24 protein-coding genes and 1 pseudogene are annotated in these 24,024 nt (G+C 62.9%); 13 read left to right on the top strand and 12 right to left on the bottom strand.

Going from position 1 to position 24,024, the window contains the following annotated elements:
- Positions 1-183 precede the first annotated feature (183 nt).
- Positions 184-906: a ribonuclease PH gene (rph, locus tag H040_RS08870; protein WP_027917023.1), complete on the top strand. Its 723-nt coding sequence runs from the start codon at positions 184-186 to the stop codon at positions 904-906.
- Between the two features lie 152 nt (positions 907-1,058).
- Here rph and H040_RS08875 read toward each other — a convergent pair whose 3' ends face one another.
- A complete protein-coding gene (locus tag H040_RS08875; RefSeq protein WP_008091582.1) occupies positions 1,059-1,838 on the bottom strand; it encodes an exodeoxyribonuclease III in 780 nt (259 codons plus the stop codon).
- 80 nt (positions 1,839-1,918) lie between these two features.
- On the opposite strand from H040_RS08875, the gene pyrE reads away from it, so the two are divergent.
- A complete protein-coding gene (gene pyrE / locus H040_RS08880; RefSeq protein ID WP_027917022.1) occupies positions 1,919-2,560 on the top strand; it encodes an orotate phosphoribosyltransferase in 642 nt (213 codons plus the stop codon).
- Positions 2,561-2,727: 167 nt separating this feature from the next.
- Here the strand turns inward: pyrE and argB are convergent, their stop codons facing one another.
- From argB to coaBC, 4 genes and pseudogenes are all read right to left on the bottom strand, one after another.
- Entirely contained in the window at positions 2,728-3,636 is a 909-nt protein-coding gene (argB, locus tag H040_RS08885; protein WP_027917021.1) for an acetylglutamate kinase, read from the bottom strand.
- A gap of 30 nt (positions 3,637-3,666) precedes the next feature.
- Positions 3,667-5,040 (bottom strand): annotated as a pseudogene (locus tag H040_RS08890) (phosphomannomutase/phosphoglucomutase); the annotation flags it as partial.
- 135 nt (positions 5,041-5,175) lie between these two features.
- Positions 5,176-5,631: a dUTP diphosphatase gene (gene dut / locus H040_RS08895; protein WP_027917019.1), complete on the bottom strand. Its 456-nt coding sequence runs from the start codon at positions 5,629-5,631 to the stop codon at positions 5,176-5,178.
- Between the two features lie 5 nt (positions 5,632-5,636).
- Positions 5,637-6,848, bottom strand: a complete 1,212-nt coding sequence (coaBC, locus tag H040_RS08900; protein ID WP_027917018.1) for a bifunctional phosphopantothenoylcysteine decarboxylase/phosphopantothenate--cysteine ligase CoaBC — start codon at positions 6,846-6,848, stop codon at positions 5,637-5,639.
- A gap of 129 nt (positions 6,849-6,977) precedes the next feature.
- On the opposite strand from coaBC, the gene radC reads away from it, so the two are divergent.
- Positions 6,978-7,658, top strand: coding sequence for a RadC family protein (gene radC / locus H040_RS08905; RefSeq protein ID WP_027917017.1), 681 nt, complete (start codon positions 6,978-6,980; stop codon positions 7,656-7,658).
- A gap of 309 nt (positions 7,659-7,967) precedes the next feature.
- Here the strand turns inward: radC and H040_RS08910 are convergent, their stop codons facing one another.
- Positions 7,968-9,557: an ABC transporter substrate-binding protein gene (locus tag H040_RS08910; RefSeq protein WP_027917016.1), complete on the bottom strand. Its 1,590-nt coding sequence runs from the start codon at positions 9,555-9,557 to the stop codon at positions 7,968-7,970.
- Positions 9,558-9,918: 361 nt separating this feature from the next.
- Here H040_RS08910 and rpmB point away from each other — a divergent pair, with 361 nt between their 5' ends.
- Both rpmB and rpmG read left to right on the top strand, forming a co-directional pair.
- Positions 9,919-10,155, top strand: coding sequence for a 50S ribosomal protein L28 (gene rpmB, locus H040_RS08920; protein WP_003253504.1), 237 nt, complete (start codon positions 9,919-9,921; stop codon positions 10,153-10,155).
- A gap of 11 nt (positions 10,156-10,166) precedes the next feature.
- Complete coding sequence (rpmG, locus tag H040_RS08925) at positions 10,167-10,322, top strand: 50S ribosomal protein L33 (RefSeq protein ID WP_003253507.1); 156 nt, start codon at positions 10,167-10,169, stop codon at positions 10,320-10,322.
- Between the two features lie 67 nt (positions 10,323-10,389).
- Here the strand turns inward: rpmG and H040_RS08930 are convergent, their stop codons facing one another.
- Together H040_RS08930 and H040_RS08935 are read right to left on the bottom strand one after the other, a co-directional pair.
- Positions 10,390-10,593 carry an I78 family peptidase inhibitor gene (locus H040_RS08930; RefSeq protein ID WP_027917015.1) on the bottom strand — a complete coding sequence of 68 codons (204 nt, stop codon included), beginning with the start codon at positions 10,591-10,593 and terminating at the stop codon, positions 10,390-10,392.
- An 82-nt stretch (positions 10,594-10,675) separates the two neighbouring features.
- Positions 10,676-11,035, bottom strand: a complete 360-nt coding sequence (locus H040_RS08935) for a cupin domain-containing protein (protein ID WP_027917014.1) — start codon at positions 11,033-11,035, stop codon at positions 10,676-10,678.
- Positions 11,036-11,231: 196 nt separating this feature from the next.
- Between H040_RS08935 and H040_RS08940 the strand changes: the two genes are divergently transcribed.
- Positions 11,232-12,725, top strand: coding sequence for an aldehyde dehydrogenase (locus tag H040_RS08940; protein WP_027917013.1), 1,494 nt, complete (start codon positions 11,232-11,234; stop codon positions 12,723-12,725).
- 202 nt (positions 12,726-12,927) lie between these two features.
- Positions 12,928-14,067 (top strand): MFS transporter, encoded by a 1,140-nt coding sequence (locus H040_RS08945; RefSeq protein ID WP_027917012.1) that lies wholly within the window; start codon positions 12,928-12,930, stop codon positions 14,065-14,067.
- Between the two features lie 2 nt (positions 14,068-14,069).
- Here H040_RS08945 and H040_RS08950 read toward each other — a convergent pair whose 3' ends face one another.
- Together H040_RS08950 and H040_RS08955 are read right to left on the bottom strand one after the other, a co-directional pair.
- Positions 14,070-15,626, bottom strand: a complete 1,557-nt coding sequence (locus H040_RS08950) for a phospholipase D family protein (protein ID WP_027917011.1) — start codon at positions 15,624-15,626, stop codon at positions 14,070-14,072.
- A gap of 60 nt (positions 15,627-15,686) precedes the next feature.
- Positions 15,687-17,117 carry an aminotransferase-like domain-containing protein gene (locus tag H040_RS08955; protein WP_177326666.1) on the bottom strand — a complete coding sequence of 477 codons (1,431 nt, stop codon included), beginning with the start codon at positions 17,115-17,117 and terminating at the stop codon, positions 15,687-15,689.
- Positions 17,118-17,296: 179 nt separating this feature from the next.
- Here H040_RS08955 and H040_RS08960 point away from each other — a divergent pair, with 179 nt between their 5' ends.
- Positions 17,297-17,527, top strand: a complete 231-nt coding sequence (locus tag H040_RS08960; RefSeq protein WP_027917009.1) for a DUF1127 domain-containing protein — start codon at positions 17,297-17,299, stop codon at positions 17,525-17,527.
- Positions 17,528-17,646: 119 nt separating this feature from the next.
- Here the strand turns inward: H040_RS08960 and H040_RS08965 are convergent, their stop codons facing one another.
- Complete coding sequence (locus H040_RS08965; RefSeq protein WP_027917008.1) at positions 17,647-18,939, bottom strand: NAD(P)/FAD-dependent oxidoreductase; 1,293 nt, start codon at positions 18,937-18,939, stop codon at positions 17,647-17,649.
- Positions 18,940-19,099: 160 nt separating this feature from the next.
- Here H040_RS08965 and H040_RS08970 point away from each other — a divergent pair, with 160 nt between their 5' ends.
- Positions 19,100-19,453 carry a YkgJ family cysteine cluster protein gene (locus H040_RS08970; RefSeq protein ID WP_027917007.1) on the top strand — a complete coding sequence of 118 codons (354 nt, stop codon included), beginning with the start codon at positions 19,100-19,102 and terminating at the stop codon, positions 19,451-19,453.
- 2 nt (positions 19,454-19,455) lie between these two features.
- On the opposite strand, the gene dadR is transcribed toward H040_RS08970, so the two are convergent.
- The gene (gene dadR / locus H040_RS08975) at positions 19,456-19,944 is read right to left on the bottom strand and encodes a transcriptional regulator DadR (protein WP_003258963.1); all 489 of its coding nucleotides are present in this window, start codon (positions 19,942-19,944) and stop codon (positions 19,456-19,458) included.
- A 153-nt stretch (positions 19,945-20,097) separates the two neighbouring features.
- On the opposite strand from dadR, the gene dadA reads away from it, so the two are divergent.
- From dadA to H040_RS08995, 4 genes are all read left to right on the top strand, one after another.
- Positions 20,098-21,402: a D-amino acid dehydrogenase gene (dadA, locus tag H040_RS08980; protein ID WP_027917006.1), complete on the top strand. Its 1,305-nt coding sequence runs from the start codon at positions 20,098-20,100 to the stop codon at positions 21,400-21,402.
- 126 nt (positions 21,403-21,528) lie between these two features.
- Positions 21,529-22,602 (top strand): alanine racemase, encoded by a 1,074-nt coding sequence (gene alr / locus H040_RS08985; RefSeq protein WP_027917005.1) that lies wholly within the window; start codon positions 21,529-21,531, stop codon positions 22,600-22,602.
- A gap of 110 nt (positions 22,603-22,712) precedes the next feature.
- Positions 22,713-23,261 (top strand): cupin domain-containing protein, encoded by a 549-nt coding sequence (locus H040_RS08990; RefSeq protein ID WP_027917004.1) that lies wholly within the window; start codon positions 22,713-22,715, stop codon positions 23,259-23,261.
- 136 nt (positions 23,262-23,397) lie between these two features.
- The gene (locus H040_RS08995) at positions 23,398-23,820 is read left to right on the top strand and encodes a c-type cytochrome (RefSeq protein WP_027917003.1); all 423 of its coding nucleotides are present in this window, start codon (positions 23,398-23,400) and stop codon (positions 23,818-23,820) included.
- The last annotated feature ends 204 nt before the right edge of the window (positions 23,821-24,024 follow it).

Consider the following 24,024-nt stretch of genomic DNA (forward strand, 5'->3'; position numbering starts at 1 on the left):
ATTGAAGGCGCGGGATTGTAGCGCAGTGCGCACGTGGCGCCCAATCCGCCCATGTTACAGAGCGCGTGCTGGCGAGTGGGAAAAGGCGACAGGCTGCCGGGAGCGCGACAATAGGCATGTCCTCTGTGGGCGACGGGCTCTATAATGGCGGGCAGATTCAAAGTCCCAGTACAGGTATCCCAGATGAAACGTCCAAGTGGTCGCGCCGCCGATCAGCTCCGCTCGATCCGCATCACCCGCAACTACACCAAGCACGCCGAAGGGTCGGTACTGGTCGAGTTCGGTGACACCAAGGTCATCTGCACGGTCAGCGTCGAAAACGGCGTACCGCGCTTCCTCAAAGGCCAGGGCCAAGGCTGGCTGACCGCCGAGTACGGCATGCTGCCGCGGTCCACCGGTGAACGTAACCAGCGCGAAGCCAGCCGTGGCAAGCAAGGCGGCCGTACCCTGGAAATCCAGCGCCTGATCGGCCGGTCGCTGCGTGCCGCGCTGGACATGAGCAAGCTCGGTGACATCACGCTGTACATCGACTGCGACGTGATCCAGGCCGATGGCGGTACCCGCACCGCTTCGATCACCGGCGCCATGGTCGCCCTGTGCGACGCCCTGGCCGTGATCAAGAAGCGCGGTGGCCTGAAGGCCGGCAACCCGCTCAAGCACATGATCGCTGCCGTATCGGTGGGCATGTACCAGGGCGAGGCGGTACTCGACCTGGATTACCTGGAAGACTCGGCTGCTGAAACCGACCTGAACGTGGTCATGACCAGCGTCGGTGGTTTCATCGAAGTACAGGGTACTGCCGAAGGTGCGCCGTTCCAGCCTGAAGACTTCAACGCCATGCTGGCGCTGGCGCACAAAGGCATGACCGAGATCTTCGAACTGCAGAACGCCGCCTTGGCCGACTGATTTTGATCTGATCTGAAAAAGCTGGGGCCGCTGCGCGGCCCTTTCGCGACACAAGGCCGCTCCTACAAGCGATCGCGTCAAGACGGACTGATGCGATTCTTGTAGGAGCGGCCTTGTGTTGCGAAAGGGCTGCGAAGCGGCCCCAATGCTTTTTAGATGGTCAACGTCCAGTCATAGTCGACGATCAGCGGCGCATGCTGAGAGAAGCGCGGCTGACGCGGCAGGCGGGCATTGCGCACAAAGCGGCGCAGGCCCGGCGTGAGGATCTGGTAGTCGAACCGGTAGCCCAGGTTGAGCATCTCGGCCTGTTCGTTATCCGGCCACCAGCTGTACTGGTCGCCTTCACGGCTGACTTCGCGCAGGGCATCTACATAGCCCATGTCGCCGGTGATCGCATCCATCCACGCCCGCTCTGGCGGCAGGAAGCCTGGCGACTGCTGGCTGTCACGCCAGTTCTTGATGTCGAGCTTCTGCTGCGCCACATAGAACGAGCCGCAATAGATGTATTCGCGACGCTTGCGACGCTGCTTGTCCAGGTACTTGGCGAAGTCGTCCATCAACTTGAATTTCTGGTTCAAGTCTTCGTCGCCGTTCATACCCGAAGGCAGCAGCAGGCTGGCAATACTGACTTTGTCGAAATCTGCTTGCAGATAACGCCCGTAGCGGTCGGCTGTCTCGAAACCCAGGCCGGTGATGACTGCCTTGGGCTGCATGCGCGAGTAAAGTGCCACGCCACCTTGGGCGGGTACCTCCGCATCGCAGGCATAAAGGAAATAGCCATCGAGCTGGAAAGCTGGGTCGTCGAGTTCAAAGGCCGAGGCGCGGGTATCCTGAAGGCAGATGACGTCGGCATTCTGGGCTTGCAACCAGCTGAGCAATCCACGCTCGGCCGCAGCCTGAATGCCATTCACGTTCACACTGATGATCCGCATAAATGGCCCCAAAAATCTCGTGCGTGTATGATACCCGAGCTCAACCCATTTAGCTAAATCCGTGGTGTCCGGGACCTTACATGCAGCCGTATCAGCGCGACTTCATCCGTTTTGCCATCGATCGCGGCGTGCTGCGCTTCGGTGAATTCACCCTGAAATCGGGGCGTACCAGCCCGTATTTCTTCAATGCCGGCCTGTTCAACACCGGTTCCGCCCTTGCGCAACTGGGCCGTTGCTACGCGGCAGCCATCGTCGACAGCAAGATCCCGTTCGACGTGCTGTTCGGCCCAGCCTACAAGGGTATTCCCCTGGCGGCGGCCACTGCCGTGGCCATGGCCGACCAGCATCAGCTCGACGTGCCTTGGTGCTTCAACCGCAAGGAAGCCAAGGATCATGGCGAAGGTGGCAGCCTGGTGGGTGCGCCGTTGGCCGGTGATGTGCTGATCATCGACGATGTGATCACTGCCGGTACCGCCATTCGCGAGGTCATGCAGATCATCAACGCCCAGCAGGCCAAGGCTGCAGGCGTGTTGATCGCGCTGAACCGCGAAGAGCGCGGCAATGGCGAGCTGTCGGCGATCCAGGAAGTGGAGCGTGACTTCGGTATTCCAGTGGTCAGCATTGTTTCGCTGACCCAGGTACTGGAGTTCCTGGCTGACGATCCGCAGCTCAAGCAGCATCTGCCGGCAGTGGAAGCCTACCGGGCGCAGTACGGGATCTGATCCTGGCCTGGTAACGAAAAAAGGCGACCTTCGTGAGAAGGTCGCCTTTTTTGTGTCGCCTGTTCCGACCTCTTCGCGGGTGAACCCGCTCCCACAGAATCTCCACGCCGGCAAAGGCGGTGCTATCCCTGTAGGAGCGGGTTTACCGGCGAAGAGGCCGGGGCAGGTTACCCGTGACGCTTGCGGTTGGTGATCAGGGTGCCGACGCCGCTGTCGGTGAAGATCTCCAGCAGCACCGCATTTGGCACGCGGCCATCGACGATGTGCGAGCTGTTGACGCCGCCCTGGACTGCTTCCAGCGCGCACTTGATCTTCGGCAGCATGCCGCCATAGATGGTGCCGTCGGCGATCAGTTCGTTGACCTGCTCGGTGGTCAGGCCGGTCAGGACCTGGCCCTGCTTGTCCATCAGGCCGGCGATGTTGGTCAGCAGCATCAGCTTCTCGGCTTTCAGCGCTTCGGCAACCTTGCCCGCCACCAGGTCGGCGTTGATGTTGTACGACTCACCGTTGGCACCCACGCCGATTGGTGCGATCACCGGGATGAAGTCGCCTTTCACCAGCATGTTCAGCAGCTCGGTGTTGACGCTTACCACTTCGCCGACGTGACCGATGTCGATGATTTCCGGCTGGGTCATTTCCGGGGTCTGGCGGCTGACGGTGAGCTTCTTCGCACGAATCAGCTCGGCGTCTTTACCGGTCAGGCCAATGGCGCTGCCGCCATGGCGGTTGATCAGGTTGACGATGTCCTTGTTGACCTGGCCGCCGAGGACCATTTCCACCACATCCATGGTGGCGGCGTCAGTGACGCGCATGCCATCGATGAAGTGGCTCTCGATCGACAGGCGCTTGAGCAGGTCGCCGATCTGCGGGCCGCCACCGTGCACGACCACCGGGTTGATGCCCACGGCCTTCATCAGCACGATGTCACGGGCAAAGCCGGTCTTGAGCTCTTCGCTCTCCATCGCGTTGCCGCCGTACTTGATCACCAGGGTCTTGCCGACAAAGCGGCGGATGTAAGGCAGTGCTTCGGACAAAACCTCGGCTACATGGGAAGCGGCATCGCGATCGAGGGTCATGCAGGGCTCCTGTAAGGAACAGATAGTCGGTCAGAACGGCAGTTGCAGCTCAGGGGCAACCCGCAGCAACTGGGCGCGGAAAACATCCTTGATACGTTGCAACTCGGCGGCGCTTTCGGCCTCGAAACGCAGTACCAGCACCGGTGTGGTGTTGGAGGCGCGGACCAGGCCCCAGCCTTTCGGGTAGTCGACCCGTACACCGTCGATGGTGGTCAGGTTGGCTTCGCCCCATTCGGCGTCGCGTTGCAGTGCATCAATGATGCTGAATTTACCCTCGTCGGTCACATCAATGTTGATTTCCGGCGTGGAAATATCGTTCGGGAAGGCGGCGAACAGGTCTTCAGCGTTCTGCGAGGCCTTGCTGAGGATCTCCAGCAGGCGCACGGCGCTGTAGATACCGTCGTCGAAACCGTACCAGCGTTCCTTGATGAAGATGTGCCCGCTCATTTCGCCGGCCAGCAGCGAGCCGGTTTGTTTCATCTTCTTCTTGATCAGCGAGTGGCCGGTCTTCCACATCAGGGCGCGGCCGCCGTGCTGTTCGATCAGCGGGGTCAGGCGGCGGGTGCATTTGACATCGAAGATGATCTCGGCGCCTGGGTTGCGTTCCAGCACGTCCAGGGCGAACAGCATCAGCAGGCGGTCAGGGTAGACAATGCTGCCGGTGTTGGTCACCACGCCAACGCGGTCACCGTCGCCGTCGAACGCCAGACCGATGTCGGCACCGGTTTCCTTGACCTTGGCGATCAGGTCTTCGAGGTTTTCCGGCTTGCCCGGGTCCGGGTGATGGTTGGGGAAGTTACCGTCGACCTCGCAGAAAAGCGGGATGACCTCGCAGCCCAGCGCTTCGATCAATTGCGGCGCAACCACGCCAGCTGCGCCGTTGCCGCAATCCACCACTACCTTGAGCTTCTTCGCCAGCTTCACGTCGCCGACGATTTGCTGGAAGTAGCGATCGAGGATCTCGACCTTTTGCACGCTGCCTTCGCCGCGTGGCACGTCGTTGGTCTGCAGGCGGGTCAGCAGGGCCTGGATCTGCTCGTTGGCCAGGGTGTCGCCAGCGATGACAATCTTGAAGCCGTTGTAGTCCGACGGGTTGTGGCTGCCAGTGAGCATCACACCGGACTTGCCGGCCAGCACATTGGCGGCGAAGTACAGTGCAGGGGTCGGCACCAGGCCGACGTCGCTGACCTGGCAACCGGCATCGACCAGGCCTTTGATCAGTTGCTCGACCAGCATCGGGCCTGACAGGCGGCCATCACGGCCAACGGAAATCTGCGGTTCGCCCTGGGCGATGGTCTGCGCGCCGATGGCGCGCCCGATCCAGTAGGCGGTTTCGCCGTGCAGGGTCTTGCCGACCACGCCGCGGATGTCATAGGCGCGGAAGATGCTTGCCGGCAGTGCCGGGACCAGGTGGGCCATGTCGTTCATCTCGGGAAACTCCATTAGTCAAAGGCTTTCTGGGCAGGCGCAAACTGAACGCTTGGACGGTGGAATCGCCAGAGAGTTCGCCATCCTTGGCCTGAACGGTCGTTGGTTGGCTCAGTGGCTACCGGAATGGCCGAAGCCGCCAGTGCCACGCTGGCTTTCGTCGAAGTTCTCGACGATGTCGAAATGCGCTTGTACCACAGGCACCAAGACAAGTTGTGCGATGCGTTCGCCGACGGCGATGGTGAACGGCGTGTTGCCACGGTTCCAGCACGACACCATCAGCTCGCCCTGGTAATCCGAATCGATCAGGCCGACCAGGTTGCCGAGCACGATGCCGTGCTTGTGGCCCAGGCCCGAGCGCGGCAGGATCATGGCCGCCAGGCCCGGGTCACCGATGTAGATCGACAGCCCGGTAGGGATCAGCAGGGTCTGGCCCGGCTCAAGGACGGTGTCCTCTTTCAGCAGGGCGCGCAGGTCGAGACCGGCGGAGCCTGGGGTGGCGTATTGCGGCAGCGGAAATTCGCTGCCCAGGCGTGGGTCGAGGATCTTGGCTTGAAGAGCGTGCATGTAACTTATTGAACCTGATTGAGCCGTTCGGCGATGAAGGCGACCAGTTGCCGGGCGATCTTGCCCTTGCTGGTCTGCGCGAAGAGGGTCTGGTGCTGCTGGCGGTCGATCACGGTCAGGGCGTTTTCCTCGCTGTTGAAGCCGATGCTGGGGTTGGCCACATCATTGGCGACGATCAGGTCGAGGTTCTTGTCCTTGAGCTTGCGCGTGGCGTAATCGAGCAAGTGTTCGGTCTCGGCGGCAAAGCCGACACTGAACGGGCGGTCGGCACGGCCAGCGAGGGTGGCAAGGATATCGGGATTGCGCACCATCTGCAGCAGCATGCCGTCGCCGGTTGTAGGATCCTTCTTGAGCTTTTGCGGGGCAACCACCTCTGGGCGGTAGTCCGCGACCGCGGCGGAGGCGATGAACAGGTCGCATGGCATGGCGGCTTCGCAGGCCGCGAGCATGTCCCGCGCGCTGACCACGTCGATGCGTTGCACCCGGTCGGGGGTCGGCAGGTGCACAGGGCCCGTCACCAGGGTCACCCGAGCACCGGCTTCGGCGGCCGCTTCGGCCAAGGCGAAGCCCATCTTCCCGGAGCTATGATTGGTGATGTAGCGCACCGGGTCGATGTTTTCCTGGGTCGGGCCAGCGGTGATCAGCACGTGCTTGCCGGTCAGCGCCTGGCGCTTGAAGCTTTCTGCGGCGCACCAGGCCAGGTCGGTGGCTTCGAGCATGCGCCCCAGCCCCACGTCGCCACAGGCCTGGCTGCCCGAGGCCGGGCCGAACACCTGGATGCCGCGGCTCTTGAGCAGTTCGAGGTTGGCCTGGGTGGCCGGGTCGCGCCACATCGCCTGGTTCATCGCCGGGGCCACGGCCACGGTGGCGTCGGTGGCCAGCACCAGGGTGGTCAGCAGGTCGTCGGCCATGCCTTGGGCCAGGCGCGCCATGAGGTCGGCGGTGGCCGGGGCGATCAGCACCAGGTCGGCCCACTTGGCCAGTTCGATGTGGCCCATGGCCGCTTCGGCGGCAGGGTCGAGCAGATCCATGTGCACCGGGTGGCCGGACAGCGCCTGCAGGGTCAGCGGGGTGATGAATTCGGCACCACCACGGGTCATGACGACGCGCACCTGCGCGCCGTGCTCCAGGAGTCGGCGAATCAGCTCGGCGCTTTTGTAGGCGGCAATGCCACCTCCGACGCCGAGAACGATGCGCTTGCGATACAGCCGCTGCATAGGCTTGCCTTTTTCCAGTGAGAGCGGGCGGCGACGTTTGGAAATGCCTGCGGCAGAACGTCGCATGTATGAGGCGAAATAGATTAACACAGGGCCGAAACGGGCCGCAGCAAGGGCAGGGGGACAGGGATGAATATCAGGGAGTGGCCGGCTGAAGAGCGGCCAAGGGAGAAGTTGATGCAGCGCGGGGCTGCAAGCCTGACCGATGCGGAGTTGCTGGCCGTATTTCTAGGCTCTGGCGTGCGTGGGCGCAATGTCGTGGAGTTGGCCCGAGGCCTGCTGGTGAGGTTCGGCGGCTTGCGCCAGTTGCTGGAGGCCGACCGTGAAGCCTTCGTCGGTGAACTTGGGCTGGGCCCGGTAAGGTACGGGCAGTTACAGGCATTGCTGGAGATCGGGCGCAGGCACCTGGCTACCGCTATCGAGCGCGAGTCGGCCATGGACAGCCCGGCAGCCGTGCGGCGCTATCTGAAATCCATGCTGCGCCATGAGGTGAGTGAGGTGTTCGGCTGTCTGTTTCTGGATACCAAGCACCGGCCGTTGGCGTTCGAGGTCCTGTTCAGGGGCACGATAGACCGGGCGAGCGTCTACCCGCGCGAAGTGGTGCGTCGGGCGTTGCAGCACAACGCGGCGGCGCTGATCTTGTGCCACAACCACCCCTCGGGGCACAGCGAGCCCAGTCAGGACGATGTGCTCCTTACGCTGTCGCTGAAACGGGGGTTGGCGCTGATCGATGTGCGGGTGCTGGACCACATCATCATTGGCGACGGGGAGCCGCTGTCGATGGTCGAGCAGGGGTGGGTGGCGGCTTAGGCGGGGTAATGCGGTCAGGGCTGCAAGGCACCTGCCTTGAGGGATGTGGCGCCGGTGGGACCGAGCGCCGCCCGCGCGGCGCATCGCGGATAAATCCGCTCCTACATCTGTTGCAACGTGCCGAACCTATCAGGCCATGGTTGCCAGCCATGGCGCATGCCTTGAGCCTTGCAAACCGGCTGACAACCATGGCCTCACAGGCATGGCCACGTTGCAGCAAATGTAGGAGCGGATTTATCCGCGATGCGCCGCGCGAGCGGCGCTCGGTCTCGTAGGCGCCAAAAACCTCAAGGCAGGCACCCAGAAGACTCAACGATCCACCGACACCTTGCTGAAGTCCAGCCGCCCGAACGGACTTACCTGATAGCCCTCGACACCTTGGCGCAACAGCGTCGCTGCCGTCGGATGCGCCAGCGGCACCCACAGCGCCTGCTGCTGGATCAAGGTTTGCGCCTGTTGGTACAGCCGGCTGCGTACGCTCTGGTCGTTGGTTGTGCGCCCGGCACTGATCAACTGGTCCAGGCGGTTGTCACAGAAGCGCGCGAAGTTGGTCCCCGATTGCACCGCCGCGCAGGAAAACTGCGGGCTGAGGAAGTTGTCCGGGTCGCCGTTGTCACCGGCCCAGCCCATGAACAGCAGGTCATGCTCACCCGCCTTGGCTCGGCGGATCAGCTCGCCCCACTCGATCACGCGGATCTCGGCCTTGATGCCGATCTTCGCCAGGTCGGCCTGGAGCATCTGCGCTCCCAGGCTAGGGTTGGGGTTGAGGAGGCTACCCGACGGGCGGGTCCAGAGGGTGGTGCTGAAGCCGTCAGCCAGGCCGGCCTTGGTCAGTAACGCCTTGGCCTTGGTCAGGTCCAGCGGGTAGCCGGGCAGGTCCTTGGCGTAGCTCCAGGTGTTGGGCGGGTAGGGGCCATTGGCGGCGGTGGCGGTGTCTTCGAACACGGCCTTGAGGTAGGCCTGCTTGTCGAAGGCCAGGTTGATCGCCTGGCGTACTTCAGGCTTGTCCAGCGGCGGGTGTTCGCTGTTGATGGCGACGAAGGCGGTCATGAACGCCGGGGTAGTGGCGACCTTCAGGTTGCCGTCCTTGCCGGCTTCGGCGATGTCCACCGGCTTGGGCGACAGGGCTACCTGGCATTCGTTGCGCTTGAGCTTCTGCAGGCGCACGTTGGCGTCGGTGGTGATGGCGAAGATCAGCGGGTCGACCGCCGGCTTGCCGTCGAAGTAGTCCGGGTTGGCGCGGTAGCGCACCACGGCATCCTTCTGGAAGCGCTGGAACACGAACGGGCCGGTGCCGATCGGCTGGCTGTTGAGTTTTTCCGGGCTGCCTTCCTTGAGCAGCTTGTCGGCGTATTCGGCCGAGTAGATCGAGGCGAAGCCCATGCTCAGGGTGGCCAGGAAGGTGGCGTCGGCGTGGGTCAAGGTGAAGCGAACGGTGTTTGGCTCTGGGGCCTCGATGGCCTTGATCAGGCTACCCAGTTGCAGCGACTGGGCGTGCGGGTAGCCGCCCGGGGCGGTCTTGTGCCAGGCGTGGGCGGGGTAGAGCATGCGCTGGAAGCTGAACAGCACGTCGTCGGCATTCAGCTCACGGGTTGGCTTGAAGTACGGCGTGGTGTGGAACTTCACGCCCTCGCGCAACTTGAAGTCATAGACCAGGCCGTCGGGCGAGACGCTCCAGCTCTGCGCCAGGCTCGGCACGACCTTGCCTTGGGCTGCATCGAACTCCACCAGGCGGTTCATCAGCACGTCGGCCGAGGCGTTGGTGGTGGTCAGCGAGTTGTACTGGACCACGTCGAAGCCTTCGGGGCTGGCCTCGCTGCACACGCTTAGCGGTGCGGCCTGGGCGGCGCCTGCGGCAAGCAGGGAAGTTAACAATAACGAAAGGGCGGCAGCACGCATCGTGGCTCCTTGGCTGGTCAGTGGCCCATCTGCCGGTGCAGTCTGGAAACGTCCTACCCTAGTGCGCGTTTTCGCAAATGACCACCTTCTTTTTGCTGTGCTTGGCGACGAGCGGTCGACAGCGCGCCGGGCGAGTCGTTATGCTGCTCGCGCGCGATTTGCAGCACATGGAAGCTCATCTTCTGTTGTTGCGGCGTAGTCTTTCTGGTATAAAGCAGCGCTCTTTTCTAGGGGCTCGGCCTGTCGCATCAGCGGATCCGGTCGATAAGACCTCCAGAATCACGGCGCCTGGCGCCAAAGACTGAGAGATTAAGCGGCCAACCCATGCCGGGTTGGGCATGAGGTTTTAGAGGGCTGAGTCATGTCGAGAGTCTGTCAAGTTACTGGTAAGGGTCCAGTAACCGGGAACAACATTTCCCACGCAAACAACAAAACCCGTCGTCGTTTCCTGCCGAACCTGCAGCACCACCGTTTCTGGGTTGAATCCGAGAAGCGTTTCGTGCGTCTGCGCGTATCCGCCAAAGGCATGCGTATCATCGACAAGCGCGGCATCGACGCCGTTCTGGTTGACATCCGTAAAGCTGGCGCCAAGGTTTAAGGGAGAGCATCATGCGTGAATTGATCCGTCTGGTTTCGAGTGCCGGTACCGGCCACTTCTACACCACCGACAAGAACAAGCGCACCACTCCGGACAAAATCGAGATCAAGAAATACGATCCGGTTGTTCGCAAGCACGTGGTGTACAAGGAAGCCAAGATCAAGTAATTGATCGGCGACCTGAAAAAAACCCGCCTCCGAAAGGAGGCGGGTTTTTTTATGCCTTCGTAACAGGTCAGCTGAAGCTGAAGCCCTGGATCAGGCTGTTGGCGTCGGTTTTGATGTGAATGCGCTCGACATCATATTCTTTCGTGCTTATTTCATTGGGGCCTACGACACGCACGCGGCCTGTGATTTCAGAGATGGTGGCTTTCACCGAAGGTTCGTATGCGGTGCCGATCAGGTGAGCCAGTGCTTGCAGGACTTGTTCGTTGTTCATGCTGATTTACCTTTGAAAGAGAATGGCCCGAAGCGGGCTTGGCCATCCTCTTTCAAGGCTGCGTGGAGCATGTGCTACATAGTTATTTTTGCTCGAACATCACATAGATCTTGCGGCACGGCTCCAGCACCTCCCAGGTACCCTTGAAGCCAGCCGGGATCACAAACCGATCGCCGGTACGCAGCGTTTTGGCGCCGCCGTCCTGGTCGCGCAGTACCGAAACGCCCTGGACGATCTCGCAATACTCGTGCTCGGTGTAGCTCACAGTCCACTGGCCAACCTCACCTTCCCAGACGCCCGCGGCAAACTGCCCACAGGGGCTGGAATAGTGGTTGTAGACAGCCTGGTCCGGCTCGCCCTTGAGGATTTTCTCCGCCGCCGGGCGGTAACGTTCAGCCTCGGTAAGAACCTGGGCGAAGTCGATGATGCTGGCGATGCTCATGGTGCGGCTCCTGTTGTTGTTTAATAAAATGCACATCAGTAGGCATTTAGGCCGTTCGTGTCAAATATATTGATAGTTTACCCGGCCTGGTTTAGGGTATCGCTTGCCAGTGTGCGCTCGTCGCCCGGCCAGAATTCTGACAACGCCAGTGAGTCCTCAGTGCGGCGTTGCACCTAAACAAGAGGAGGAGTTTCGTATGACCACCCTGACCCGTGCGGACTGGGAACAACGTGCCCAGCAACTGAAGATCGAAGGCCGCGCCTTCATCAACGGCGAATACACCGACGCCGCATCCGGTGAAACATTCGACTGCCTGAGCCCGGTCGACGGACGCTTCCTGGCCAAGGTTGCCAGCTGCGACCTCGCCGATGCCAACCGCGCCGTGGAAAACGCCCGCGCCACCTTCGATTCCGGCGTCTGGTCGCAACTGGCCCCGGCCAAGCGCAAGGCCAAGCTGATCCGCTTTGCCGACCTGCTGCGCAAGAACGTCGAAGAGTTGGCGTTGCTGGAAACCCTGGACATGGGCAAACCGATCGGTGACTCCTCCAGCATTGACGTGCCGGGCGCGGCGCAAGCCATTCACTGGACCGCCGAAGCCATCGACAAAGTCTACGACGAAGTCGCCCCGACACCCCATGACCAGCTTGGCCTGGTTACCCGTGAGCCGGTGGGTGTGGTCGGTGCCATCGTGCCGTGGAACTTCCCGCTGCTGATGGCCTGCTGGAAAATCGCCCCGGCCTTGGCTACCGGTAACTCGCTGGTGCTCAAACCGTCCGAAAAATCCCCGCTGACCGCCATCCGTATCGCCCAGCTGGCGATCGAAGCCGGCATCCCGGCTGGCGTGTTGAACGTGCTGCCAGGCTACGGCCACACCGTGGGCAAGGCCCTGGCCCTGCACATGGACGTCGACACCCTGGTGTTCACCGGCTCCACCAAGATCGCCAAGCAGCTGATGGTCTACGCCGGCGAGTCGAACATGAAGCGCATCTGGCTGGAAGCCGGTGGCAAGAGCCCGAACATCGTCTTCGCCGACGCCCCGGACTTGCAAGCCGCTGCTGAAGCTGCCGCCAGCGCCATCGCCTTCAACCAAGGCGAAGTCTGCACCGCCGGTTCCCGCCTGCTGGTCGAGCGTTCAATCAAGGACAAGTTCCTGCCTATGGTGGTCGAGGCCCTCAAAGGCTGGAAACCAGGCAACCCGCTGGACCCGCAGACCACCGTCGGTGCTCTGGTCGACACCCAGCAGATGAACACCGTGCTGTCGTACATCGACGCTGGCCACAAGGACGGCGCCAAGCTGCTGGCCGGCGGCAAGCGCACCCTGATCGAGACCGGTGGCACTTACGTCGAGCCGACCATCTTCGACGGCGTGACCAACGCCATGAAGATTGCCCAGGAAGAAATCTTCGGCCCAGTGCTGTCGGTGATCGCCTTCGACACCGCCGAAGAAGCCATTGCCATCGCCAACGATACCCCGTATGGCTTGGCAGCCGGCATCTGGACCTCGGACATCTCCAAGGCCCACAAGACCGCCCGTGCCGTGCGCGCTGGCAGCGTCTGGGTCAACCAGTACGACGGCGGCGACATGACCGCACCGTTCGGTGGTTTCAAGCAGTCGGGCAACGGCCGTGACAAGTCGCTGCACGCCCTGGAGAAGTACACCGAGCTGAAGGCGACCTGGATCAAGCTGTAATTCCAGAGGGGCCGCTTTGCGGCCCATTCGCGGGTAAACCCCCTCCCACAAGGGCCCCACTGCCTTCGAATGAGGTGCAGTTCCTGTGGGAGCGGGTTTACCCGCGATGGGCTGCGCAGCAGCTCCAACCCTAGCCGGGGCGGCTCATACCGCCCCGGCTTCGTCGTTTCTGCTGTTCAAGAATCCTGCCTGGGAGGCTGCAATGCGTTGGGGAACCTACTTTGCCGTACTGGCGTCAGTGCTCAGTGTCGGGCTTGCGCTCGGTGTGAGCATGCCGCTGGTGTCCCTGCGCCTTGAGGCCTGGGGCTACGGAGGGTTCGCCATCGGTGTGATGGCGGCGATGCCGGCACTGGGCGTGCTGCTCGGAGCCAGCCTGGCCAGCCGCCTGGCTGGGTGGGTTGGCGTACCCTCGGCGATGCGCCTGTGCCTGTGGGGCGGGGCGCTGTCGATCGGCCTGCTTGCCTTGCTGCCAAGCTACCCGCTGTGGCTGGCCCTGCGCCTGCTGATCGGCATGTCGCTGACAGTAGTGTTCATTCTTGGCGAAAGTTGGATCAACCAGCTGGTGGTCGAGCAATGGCGCGGCCGCCTGGTAGCGCTGTATGGCAGCAGCTATGCCCTGAGCCAGTTGGCCGGGCCGCTGGTGCTGGGTTTCCTAGGTGCTGACGATGACTTCGGCTTTTGGGCAGCGACCGCTCTGTTGCTGTTGGCACCCTTGCTGCTGCTTGGGCGTGGTGGCGCACCCAGTACCGAAGCCTGCAGCGTGACATTCGGCGACCTGTTCGCCTTCTGCCGCCGCTTGCCAGTGATTGCCTGGGCTGTCGCCCTGTTTGCCGCCTTCGAGGCGATGATTCTTACCTTGTTGCCGGTGTATTGCCTGCAGCAGGGCTTCAGCACCGAAATCGCCCTGTTCATGGTGAGCACCGTGGTGGTGGGCGATGCCGTGCTGCAGTTGCCGATTGGCGCACTGGCCGACTATTTGTCACGGCAGGCGCTGTTCACCGGTTGTGCGCTGACCTTGATGGTGTCCAGCCTGGCGATTCCGCTGCTGTTGGACACGCCGCTGATCTGGCCCCTGTGGGTACTGTTCGGGGCCAGCGCCGGTGGCCTGTTCACCTTGTCGCTGATCTTGATCGGCGAGCGCTACCGCGATGATGCGCTGGTGCGCGCCAACGCCCATGTCGCCCAGCTATGGGGCATCGGTTGCCTGCTTGGGCCGTTGCTGGCCGGGGCGGGGAGCCAGTGGGTCAGTGGCCATGCACTGCTGTGGCTGATGGCGGCGGGGGCTGCCGGCCTTGTGCTGCTGACCCGCAGGCGCGGGGCCTTCGAGCCAGCCTCGGCCTGAACCTACAGCATTTTCTCCAGGCCTACGGCCTTGCTGATCCAGGCGTTGAAACGCCGCCAGATGCCGCCCGGCTCTGAGGACAGCAGGTGCCGTTGGCCATTGTCCTCGGTCGCCCAGACCAGCTTGTCACCCACCAACTCCACCTGGTAACTCAACGCCGGCGCCATGCCCTGCTGGGCCAGCTCGCGGGTGTATTCGGCCAGCTCCGGGCTATCGACCAGCACACCGACCTCGGTGTTCCACAGCACCGAACGAGGGTCGAAGTTGAACGAGCCGATAAAGGTCTTGCGCCGGTCGAACACGATGGCCTTGGTGTGCAGGCTCGAGTCCGAGCTGCTGCCGTGGAGGCTCAGACGCGCTGGCGTCGGGGCACCCGGCTGACGACGCAGTTCGAACAGCTGCACGCCGTGCTCCAGCAGCGCTCGGCGATAGGGTGCATAGCCGCCATGCACGGCCGGCACATCGGTGGCTTCCAGCGAGTTGGTCAGCAATTTCACCGAAGCTCCGGCATCGGCCCGGCCGGTCAGGTACAGCAAACCTGGTTCGCCCGGTACGAAATAGGCCGACATCAGGATCAGTTCGCGGTGCACGCTGGCCAGGTCGGGTGCCAGTTGTTGGCTCAGCAGAAGTTGAGGGTCCGGTTCATCGTCGGCCAGTACCTTGCTCGGTGCATCCCAGAGTGCCTGGGCGTGGGCCCAGATCAGCTCGTTGCGCCATACATCCAGGCGCGGCTGCGACTGATATGACATGAGCCGGTCGTACAGCGCCTTGCGCTGCACCCGCGCCTGGGCCAGTGACACTTCCAGGCGCTGGCGGCTGGCGCGCAGGTCATCGGCATCCGGGGCACGCCAAAGGAAGTCGGTGATCGGCCGGCTGAGGGCGCTGTTCCAGTACTGGTCGAAGCTGTGGCCCAGCTGCTCGGCTACCGGGCCGATGCCGAGCAGGTCGATGTCGGTGAAGTTCAGATTGGGTTCGGCATCGAAATATTCGTCACCCAGGTTGCGCCCGCCGACGATGGCCATGCTGTTGTCCACCAGGAACAGCTTGTTGTGCATGCGCCGGTGCTGGCGCGACAGGTTGAACAGGCGGCCGACGGCGCGCGTGACGCCTGTGCTCCGCCCCAGGTGCAGCGGGTTGAATACTCGGATCTGGATGTTCGGGTGGGCATCGAGGGTGCCCATGATGGTGTCCAGGCCATCGCTGGTGGTGTCGTCGAGCAGGATGCGCACGCGCACGCCGCGGTCGGCTGCACGCAGCAGTTCGTGCACCAGGGCACGGGTGCTCAGGCCATCGTGGACGATGTAGTACTGCAGGTCGATGCTCGCCTGGGCGTTGCGAATCAGCTCGGCACGGGCGCGGAAAGCCTCGTTGCTGTTGGGCAGCAGGCGAAAGCCCGAGCGCCCTTCATAGGGCGCAGCCTGGCGCAGCACCGAGCGGCCGAAGGCCGACTCGTTGGCCGGCAGCGCCTGGCTGGTTTCGTGGGGCGTGCCGACGCTGGCACAGCCGGCAAGGCCGAGCAGCAGCATCAGCAGCAGAGGCAGAGCTCGCTGGAGTCTCAAGGGTGAATCGTCCTGTACTGCAAAGGCCTGAGAAGTTGGACCGTGGAGGGCGGCGCAAAGTTACCCGTCAGTGTCTTCTTCAACCAGTAGACGAAGGTCGGTTTCCCCCACTTTGCGTACCGCATCCTCGATTTGCGCGGTTGGCCGCGCGGCGAAGTTCATGCGCAGGCAGTGGCGAAATTTGCCCGAGGCCGAAAAAATGCTGCCTACGGCCACTTGCACGCCCTGCTCCAGTAAAGCGCGGTTCAGGCGCAGCGTATCGAAATGTTCGGGCAATTCCACCCACAGCATGAAGCCGCCCTGAGGCCGGCTGACCCGGGTGCCGGCTGGGAAGTAGCGGCTTACCCAGTCGCTCATCAGGTCGCGGCCGCGTTGGTACTGGCTGCGCATGCGGCGCACGTGCGGCTGGTAATGGCCGGCGGCGATGAAGTCGGCGATGGCCAGCTGTGGCTGAGTGGCGGTACTGCCGGTGCTGATGTACTTCATGTGCAGCACCCGCTCCAGGTAGCGGCCGGGGGCGACCCAGCCGATGCGCAGGCCGGGGGCGAGGGTCTTGGAGAACGAACTGCAGAGCAGCACGCGGCCGTCGTCGTCGAACGACTTGAGGGTACGCGGGCGCGGGTAGGTGTAGGCCAGGTCGCCATACACGTCGTCTTCGAGGATCGCCACATCGTAGCGCTGGGCCAGGCTCAGCAGGGCCTTTTTGCGTGCCTCGGGCATGATGTAGCCGAGTGGGTTGTTGCAGCTTGGGGTGATCTGGATGAGCTTTATCGGCCATTGCTCCAGCGCAAGTTCCAGGGCTTCGAGGCTGATGCCGGTGAGCGGGTCGGTAGGAATTTCCAGGGCCTTCATGCCCAGGCCCTTGAGGGTCTGCATGGCACCGTGGAAGCTCGGCGAATCGACCGCGACGATATCGCCCGGCTCACAGACCGCGCGGATGCTGCACGACAACGCCTCGTGGCAGCCAGTGGTCACCACCAGGTCGGCCGGGCCCAGGCGGCAGCCGGAGTCGAGCATCAGCCGGGCGATCTGTTCGCGCAGGGCCAGGTTGCCGTGGATGTTGTCGTAGTACAGGCCCGGCATGTCCTGGCGCCGGCTCAGCTGGGCGAGGCTGCGCAGCAGCGGCTTGAGGGTCGGGCTGTCGATGTCGGGCATGCCGCGGCCGAGCTGGATCACGTCCTGACGCGGGGTACTGCGCACCAGTTCGAGCACCTGCTCCCATTGCGAGATATCTACCGGGCGCTGGGCCGGGCGGCTGATCGCAGGCAGGGCGGGGAGGTGGCGATGGTCGCTGACGAAGTAGCCGGACTTGGGCCGTGGCGAGACCATGCCGCTGTCTTCGAGCATGCGGTAGGCCTGCTGCACGGTACTCAGGCTGACACCGTGCTCCACGCTCAGGGCGCGCACCGATGGCAGGCGCTGGCCGGGGCGGTAAAGGCCCTGTTCGATGCGCGCGCCGAGCAGTTCGGCGAGGTTCAGATAGAGGGTCATGGCATACTCCTGCGCTTCATGTAGGAAGCGACCAGTACAGTTGCGCTGAAAATACATCATTCAGCCGTCAGTCGACACGTTCTGTATGAGAATAATTAGCCTGTATTGGATCTGTATTGCCAAGGCTGCTGAAGCGCATCCTTTCTTCACGGTTACAAACTGAAGGGGAGAACGCAGCGATGGGTGGCATGAGCGATGTGCGCTTGCAACTGATGGCCAAGGAACTGGACGCCGGGCAGCAGACCAGGGTTTTCAACGCACCGGCAGGGCTCGGGCGCTGGGGGCTGATGTTGCACCGTTGGCACACCCGCCGGGCCCTGCTGCAGTTGGATGATGACCAGTTGCGGGATATTGGCTTGAGCTGGGAGCAGGCGCGTACCGAGGGGTGCAAACCCTTCTGGAAAGACTGACCCAGACCTTGAGGGGTGTCACCCGACCCTGTGGGAGCGGGTTTACCCGCGAACACCGGCAAAGCCGGTGCCATACACCGCGTTGCCTTCTTCGCGGGTAGACCCGCAGGCCGCGAGTGCTAGACCAGCTCTTTGAGCCGGTGCCAGAGCATCCCCAAGGCCAGTATCGGCGAGCGCAGGTGCTTGCCGCCGGGGAAGGTGATGTGGGGCACCTTGGCAAACAGGTCGAAACGCCCGCTCTCCTGGCCGCTGATCGCTTCACCCAGCAGGCGCGCGGCCAGATGCGTGGCGTTCAGGCCGTGGCCAGCATAGGCCTGGGCGTAATACACGTTGGGTTGGCTGGCCAGGCGGCCGACCTGTGGCAGGCGGTTGGCGCCGATGCCGATCATGCCGCCCCACTGATAATCGATGTGCACATCGGCCAGTTGCGGGAATACCTTGAGCATCTTCGGCCGCATGTAGGCGGCGATGTCCTTCGGGTCGCGCCCGGAATAGTGGCAGGCACCGCCGAACAGCAGGCGGCGGTCGGCCGACAGGCGATAGTAGTCCAGCGCCACGCGCTGGTCGCACACCGCCATGTTCTGCGGCAGCAGCTGATGGGCGCGTTCTTCGCTGAGCGGCTCGGTGGCAATGATGTAGCTGCCGGCTGGCAGCACTTTGCCGCCCAGCTCGCGATTGAGATCGTTGTGGTAGGCGTTGCAGCACAGCACCAACGTCTTGGCGCGCACCCGGCCCTGCGCGGTGTGTACCTGCACTTCGGGGCCGTAGTCGATGCGCGTGACCTCGGATTGCTCGAACAGCTTCACGCCCAGGCGGCTGGCCACTGCGGCTTCACCCAGGGCCAGGTTGAGTGGGTGCAGGTGGCCCGAGCCCATGTCTACAAGGCCGCCGACATAGCTGTCCGAGCCCACCACGCTGTGCATGGCGTCCTTGCCGACCAGGCGCAGTTCGTGGCGGTAGCCCAGGCTGCGCAGTGCTTCGGCATCCTCGGCGAAACCCTTCAGTTCGTCGGGTTTGTTGGCCAGGTCGCAGTAACCCCAGGTCAGGTCGCAGGCAATGGCGTGGCGTTCGATCCGTTCGCGGACGATATCCACGGCTTCCAGGCCCATCAGCCTCATGCTGAGTACGCCTTCCTCGCCGATCACTGGAAGAAACTGCTCCAGGCCATGGCCGACGCCGCGAATCAGCTGGCCGCCATTGCGCCCACTGGCGCCCCATCCGAGCTTGCGTGCTTCAACAAGGATCACCGAAAAGCCACGTTCGGCCAGTTCGATGGCCGTGTTCAGGCCCGAATAGCCGCCGCCGACGATGCACACATCGGCGTTGTGTTCGCCTTGCAGGAAGGAATGATCCGGGTGGGGCGCGCTGCTGGCGGCGTAGTACGAGGCGGTATGCTGCGCGCTGTGGATCATGGGGCAGGTCCTGGGGCTGTGGGATGGTGGTGGAGGATAAGCCGGGGTACCTCGGTGGGCAACAAGGCGAGGGCATCGTCCTCGTTCACGGGTATGTCGGGGAGCTGAACCGCCGTTAATGGGCCTATAATTCTGGCATTTCTCAGCTTCGTACCCCGCCATGTCCTGCAACCGCCACAAGATCCACTTCCTGCGCGAGCTCATTCCTTCATTCGAGTGCGAGCCCGGCTGCCACGATTGCTGTGGCCCGGTCACCACCTCGGCTGAAGAGATGGCCCGCCTGCCGCGCAAGACGCAGGCCGAACAGGATGCCGCCCTGGAGCACCTGAACTGCGTGCACCTGGGCCCAAACGGCTGCACCGTCTATGAAGAAAGGCCGATGATCTGCCGCCTGTTCGGCACCACCCTGCGCATGGCCTGCCCGCGTGGGCGCGGCCCAGAGCCGATGATCGACCCCGGCGCAGAGCAGCTGGTCCACCAGTTCATTGCCACTACCCGCCAGGTGCTGGTCTAGCCTCAGTCCGGGATTGGCAGGCAGAGGCTTTCTTTTACCTCTTCCATCACGATGTAGCTCTTGGACTCACGCACGTGCGGTAGCTTCAGCAGGATGTCGCCGAGGAGCTTTCGATAGGAAGCCATTTCCGAAATACGCGCTTTCACCAGGTAGTCGAAATCGCCGGAAACCAAGTGGCACTCCAGCACATGGGGCAGCTTGAGTACCGCGCGGCGGAACTCTTCGAAGGTGTCGCCGGACTTGTAGTCCAGGCTGATTTCCACGAACACCAGCAGGCTGCCCTTGAGGTGCTGCGGATTGAGCCGGGCGTTGTAGCCCATGATGATGCCCTCGCGCTCCAGGCGGCGTACGCGCTCGGTGCAGGGGGTGGTGGAAAGCCCAACTTTCTCGCCCAGTTCGGTGAAGGAAATACGCCCGTCATTCTGCAGGATACGCAGGATATTACGGTCGATCTTGTCCAGTTCACGCTTGCTCTGGTGCTGGGTTCTCATAGGGGATGCCCCTCCGTGAAAGGCGATTTTGCCGAGAATTCTCGCCAATAATAGGCTTTTATATAGTGAATTGCACTGGGCTGAGATTCTTATACTGCGCGCATCCATGCCATATCAACAAAATAGCGGTGCGCCGCGTGCGAGGGATGAACGATGCGAGTATTGGTACTTGGTAGCGGTGTGATCGGTACCGCCAGTGCCTATTATCTGGCCCGGCAAGGCTTCGAGGTGACTGTGGTCGACCGCCAGCCGGCAGTGGCCCTGGAAACCAGCTTTGCCAACGCAGGCCAGATCTCGCCCGGTTATGCTTCGCCCTGGGCCGCCCCAGGCGTGCCGCTGAAAGCCATCAAGTGGCTGCTGGAGCGCCACGCGCCCCTGGCCATCAAGCTGACTGGTGATGTGGACCAGTACCTGTGGATGGCACAGATGCTGCGCAACTGCACCGCCAGCCGTTACGCGGTGAACAAGGAGCGCATGGTGCGCCTGTCCGAGTACAGCCGCGACTGCCTCGACGAACTGCGTGCCGAAACCGGCATTGCCTACGAAAACCGTAGCCTGGGTACTACTCAGCTGTTCCGCACCCAGGCCCAGGTCGATGCCGCAGCCAAGGACATCGCCGTGCTTGAACAGTCCGGCGTGCCTTACGAACTGCTCGACCGCGATGGCATTGCCCGTGTCGAACCAGCCCTGGCCGGGGTGAAAGACATCCTCGCCGGTGCCCTGCGCCTGCCTAACGACCAGACCGGTGACTGCCAGCTGTTCACCACCAAGCTCGCCGAAATGGCCGTGAATCTGGGCGTGGAATTCCGTTTCGGCCAGGATATCCAGCGCCTGGACTTCGCCGGCGACCGCATCAATGGCGTGTGGATCGATGGCAAGCTGGAAACGGCCGACCGTTACGTGCTGGCCTTGGGCAGCTACTCACCGCAGATGCTCAAGCCATTGGGCATCAAAGCCCCGGTGTATCCGCTCAAGGGTTACTCGCTGACCGTGCCGATCACCAATGCCGAGATGGCGCCGACCTCGACCATTCTCGACGAGACCTACAAGGTCGCGATTACCCGTTTCGACAACCGCATCCGCGTTGGCGGCATGGCTGAAATCGCCGGTTTTGACCTGTCGCTGAACCCGCGTCGACGCGAAACGCTGGAGATGATCGTCAACGACCTTTATCCTCGCGGCGGCGACTTGAGCCAGGCCAGTTTCTGGACCGGCCTGCGCCCGGCGACCCCGGACGGTACGCCGATCGTGGGCGCCACTGCGTTCCGCAACCTGTTCCTCAACACTGGCCACGGTACGCTGGGCTGGACCATGGCGTGCGGTTCCGGCCGCCTGCTGGCCGACCTGATTGCGCGCAAGAAGCCGCAGATCAGTGCCGAAGGCCTGGATATCTCCCGGTATGGCAACAGCCCGGAAGTTGCCAAGCAAGGCCAGACCACGCCTGTCCACCAGCAGTAAGGTCGCCCTTACCGGCCTCGTCGCGGGTAAACCCGCTCCCACAGGTTTGTGCGATCCCTGTAGGAGCGGCTTCAGCCGCGAAGAATCCAACACCGATTTCAACCCGAACACCATAAGGCAGCCGCCATGCGTCCCGCCCGCGCCCTGATCGACCTGCAAGCCCTCCGCCACAACTACCGCCTGGCCCGTGAACTGACCGGTGCCAAGGCCCTAGCCGTGGTCAAGGCCGACGCCTACGGCCACGGCGCCGTGCGTTGCGCCCTGGCCCTGGAGCCCGAAGCCGACGGCTTTGCCGTGGCCTGCATCGAAGAAGCACTGGAGCTGCGCGCCGCCGGTATCAAGGCCCCGGTGCTGCTGCTCGAAGGCTTTTTCGAGGCCAGCGAGCTGGCATTGATCGCCGAGCACGACCTGTGGTGCGTGGTGCATTCGCTGTGGCAGCTCGAAGCCATCGAGCAGACCCAGGTGCACAAGCCGCTGACCATCTGGCTCAAGCTCGACAGCGGCATGCACCGCGTCGGCCTGCACCCCAAGGACTACCACGAGGCTTACCAGCGCCTGCTGGCCAGCGGCAAGGTTTCGCGCATCGTGCTGATGAGCCACTTTGCCCGCGCCGACGAGCCGGAGGCCGACGCCACGGAGCAGCAGATAGCAGTATTCAACGCCACCCGTGAAGGGTTGGTTGCCGAATGCAGCCTGCGCAATTCACCCGGTGTGCTGGCCTGGCCGCAGGCCCCGAGCGACTGGGTGCGCCCGGGCATCATGCTGTATGGCGCCAGCCCCTTCGAAGCCGACCAGCCCCAGGCTGCGCGCCTGCAGCCGGTGATGACCCTGCAATCGCGGGTCATCAGCGTGCGCGAGCTGCCAGCCGGTGAGCCGGTGGGCTACGGTGCCAAGTTCGTCAGCCCGCGGCCGACCCGTGTTGGCGTGGTCGCCATGGGTTACGCCGACGGCTACCCGCGCCATGCGCCCACCGGCACGCCGGTGGTGGTCGCTGGCAAGCGCAGCCAGCTGATTGGCCGCGTGTCGATGGACATGCTCTGCATCGACCTCACCGACGTACCCGAAGCCAATGTCGGCAGCCCGGTCGAGCTGTGGGGCAAGCAGGTGCTGGCCAGTGATGTAGCGATGCAGGCCGGGACCATCCCCTACCAGATTTTCTGCAACCTGAAACGCGTACCGCTGGACTATTGCGGCGAATAAGGCGCCGAAGCGGACAGCGTGAGGGGCGGTGTGTTGTAAATACTGAACGGCATTGCCATGATATCGTTCACATTCACCCCGCCATCTCACCGTTTCAGGAGGCTCCAGCTTTGGACGTCGGCGAACGACTGCAAGCCATCCGCAAGCTCAAGGGCCTGTCCCAGCGGGAACTCGCCAAGCGCGCGGGAGTGACCAACAGCACCATCTCGATGATCGAGAAGAACAGCGTGAGCCCCTCGATCAGCTCGTTGCGCAAGGTCCTCAGCGGCATTCCCATGTCGATGGTCGAGTTCTTTTCGGTCGAGCTGGAGGCCGAAAGCCCCGCGCAGATTGTCTACAAGGCCCACGAGCTGATCGACATCTCCGACGGCGCGGTGACCATGAAGCTGGTGGGCAAGTCGCACCCCAACCGCGCCATTGCCTTCCTCACCGAGGTCTACCCGCCGGGTGCCGACACCGGTGCCGAGATGCTCACCCACGATGGTGAAGAAACCGGCATCCTGCTCGAAGGCAAGCTCGAGCTGGTGGTGGGCAACGAGATCTTCATCCTCGAAGCGGGCGACAGCTACTACTTCGAAAGCACCCGTCCGCACCGTTTCCGCAACCCGTTCGACGCACCTGCGCGGCTGATCAGTGCAGCCACACCCTCGAACTTTTGATCCAGCGCAGTGCATTGCTTCGGCAATACCCCTTTCCTGAGTAGGGTCGTTTCACGGTTTCCGGGTTCCCGCTATACTTTTCAACGCTCGCATTACCGTGGCCGCGGGCGTGATTAGCCACCATGAGGGTGTTCGCGTGAACCAAATCAAGAAGATGCTGGCCGTACCAGCAGCCGTATTCGCCCTTTGGGCAATGAGCGCAACCGCAGCGACCAACGATGAGCTTGCCAAACGCCTTGAGCCGGTCGGCCAGGTCTGTGTGCAGGGCCAGGAATGCAAGGGCATGGAAGTGGCAGCCGCCGCAGGTGGCGGTGGGGCCAAGACGCCGGATGATGTGATTGCCAAGCATTGCAATGCCTGCCACGGCACCGGGTTGCTGGGGGCGCCGAAGATTGGCGACGGCGCTGCGTGGAAGAAGCGCGCTGACGAGCAGGGTGGGGTGGACGGGCTTCTGGCCAAGGCCATTACCGGCCTGAACGCCATGCCGCCGAAAGGTACCTGCGCGGACTGCTCGGATGATGACCTGAAAGGCGCCATCAAGAAGATGTCCGGGCTTTGAGCCGAAGATGAATTGCACAAGGCCCGCCATTTTTTGGCGGGCTTTGTATTTGTGTTGCCAGTGCCGGCCCTTCGCGGCTAAAGCCGCTCCTACAGGATTTTCACCGCCCTTGAGTATTGTGAGGTCCCTGTGGGAGCGGCTTTAGCCGCGAGAGGGCCGGCACAGGCAACCAACCTCTTGAGCTCATGTCCAACCCCTGACCCC

This window comes from Pseudomonas sp. URMO17WK12:I7 (assembly GCF_003269045.1).
Classification (GTDB): domain Bacteria; phylum Pseudomonadota; class Gammaproteobacteria; order Pseudomonadales; family Pseudomonadaceae; genus Aquipseudomonas; species Aquipseudomonas putida_J.

What these genes read in the sequence shown, in the direction of transcription:
- rph (WP_027917023.1), top strand. Translation starts at nt 184, where the DNA reads ATGAAACGTCCAAGTGGTCGCGCCGCCGATCAGCTCCGCTCGATCCGC.
- H040_RS08875 (WP_008091582.1), bottom strand. Translation starts at nt 1,838, where the DNA reads ATGCGGATCATCAGTGTGAACGTGAATGGCATTCAGGCTGCGGCCGAG.
- pyrE (WP_027917022.1), top strand. Translation starts at nt 1,919, where the DNA reads ATGCAGCCGTATCAGCGCGACTTCATCCGTTTTGCCATCGATCGCGGC.
- argB (WP_027917021.1), bottom strand. Translation starts at nt 3,636, where the DNA reads ATGACCCTCGATCGCGATGCCGCTTCCCATGTAGCCGAGGTTTTGTCC.
- dut (WP_027917019.1), bottom strand. Translation starts at nt 5,631, where the DNA reads ATGCACGCTCTTCAAGCCAAGATCCTCGACCCACGCCTGGGCAGCGAA.
- coaBC (WP_027917018.1), bottom strand. Translation starts at nt 6,848, where the DNA reads ATGCAGCGGCTGTATCGCAAGCGCATCGTTCTCGGCGTCGGAGGTGGC.
- radC (WP_027917017.1), top strand. Translation starts at nt 6,978, where the DNA reads ATGAATATCAGGGAGTGGCCGGCTGAAGAGCGGCCAAGGGAGAAGTTG.
- H040_RS08910 (WP_027917016.1), bottom strand. Translation starts at nt 9,557, where the DNA reads ATGCGTGCTGCCGCCCTTTCGTTATTGTTAACTTCCCTGCTTGCCGCA.
- rpmB (WP_003253504.1), top strand. Translation starts at nt 9,919, where the DNA reads ATGTCGAGAGTCTGTCAAGTTACTGGTAAGGGTCCAGTAACCGGGAAC.
- rpmG (WP_003253507.1), top strand. Translation starts at nt 10,167, where the DNA reads ATGCGTGAATTGATCCGTCTGGTTTCGAGTGCCGGTACCGGCCACTTC.
- H040_RS08930 (WP_027917015.1), bottom strand. Translation starts at nt 10,593, where the DNA reads ATGAACAACGAACAAGTCCTGCAAGCACTGGCTCACCTGATCGGCACC.
- H040_RS08935 (WP_027917014.1), bottom strand. Translation starts at nt 11,035, where the DNA reads ATGAGCATCGCCAGCATCATCGACTTCGCCCAGGTTCTTACCGAGGCT.
- H040_RS08940 (WP_027917013.1), top strand. Translation starts at nt 11,232, where the DNA reads ATGACCACCCTGACCCGTGCGGACTGGGAACAACGTGCCCAGCAACTG.
- H040_RS08945 (WP_027917012.1), top strand. Translation starts at nt 12,928, where the DNA reads ATGCGTTGGGGAACCTACTTTGCCGTACTGGCGTCAGTGCTCAGTGTC.
- H040_RS08955 (WP_177326666.1), bottom strand. Translation starts at nt 17,117, where the DNA reads ATGACCCTCTATCTGAACCTCGCCGAACTGCTCGGCGCGCGCATCGAA.
- H040_RS08960 (WP_027917009.1), top strand. Translation starts at nt 17,297, where the DNA reads ATGGGTGGCATGAGCGATGTGCGCTTGCAACTGATGGCCAAGGAACTG.
- H040_RS08965 (WP_027917008.1), bottom strand. Translation starts at nt 18,939, where the DNA reads ATGATCCACAGCGCGCAGCATACCGCCTCGTACTACGCCGCCAGCAGC.
- H040_RS08970 (WP_027917007.1), top strand. Translation starts at nt 19,100, where the DNA reads ATGTCCTGCAACCGCCACAAGATCCACTTCCTGCGCGAGCTCATTCCT.
- dadR (WP_003258963.1), bottom strand. Translation starts at nt 19,944, where the DNA reads ATGAGAACCCAGCACCAGAGCAAGCGTGAACTGGACAAGATCGACCGT.
- dadA (WP_027917006.1), top strand. Translation starts at nt 20,098, where the DNA reads ATGCGAGTATTGGTACTTGGTAGCGGTGTGATCGGTACCGCCAGTGCC.
- alr (WP_027917005.1), top strand. Translation starts at nt 21,529, where the DNA reads ATGCGTCCCGCCCGCGCCCTGATCGACCTGCAAGCCCTCCGCCACAAC.